Origin of the sequence: Bacteroides sp. HMSC067B03, assembly GCF_001811315.1 — a bacterium.
Lineage (GTDB): Bacteria > Bacteroidota > Bacteroidia > Bacteroidales > Bacteroidaceae > Bacteroides > Bacteroides faecis.
In genome coordinates this window covers 1-442 of record NZ_KV804334.1, presented here as the reverse complement: position 1 = coordinate 442, position 442 = coordinate 1, and the positions used below count along the sequence as shown (strand labels likewise).

1 protein-coding gene is annotated in these 442 nt (G+C 34.6%); it reads right to left on the bottom strand.

Annotated elements, in window-relative coordinates; genetic code table 11:
• Positions 1-57: 57 nt before the first annotated feature.
• Positions 58-442: DUF2750 domain-containing protein (locus tag HMPREF2794_RS08385; RefSeq protein WP_234191695.1), on the bottom strand; the 385-nt coding region annotated here is incomplete at its 5' end.

Sequence of the window (442 nt, the reverse complement as noted above, 5' to 3'; positions counted from 1 at the left end):
TAATGTTTGGTGGATAATCAACCTTTCAAGGGAGATTTATCCGCTTGTTATGGTAGTTTATTCATATTGTTCACACTCTCGCTCTATGTCAGCAATTATCTCTTGAACAGTACGAATTATACCTTTCCCCTTTGACAATGGGAATACAGCCAACATCACATTGTCTTTTTCTAACTTCGGTAATAACTTCTCAATGAAGTCATCAAGAGGAATAGAATTGGGTTGATAGTTATCCCATTTACACAATTCTGCAAATTCCTTTTCGCTCCATACAGGAAATAAAACTTGCTCATTATTTCCCATTAAAGCCCAACCTTCTTTATCCTTTAACCCCCAAACTTCTTCAAAGTCTGAAACTTTACGAATAAAGTAGCCATATCTTTCTGCTGCTGAAAGATTTACTATATTTTTAATCCTGCTATTGTTCATTTTTCTACCATAA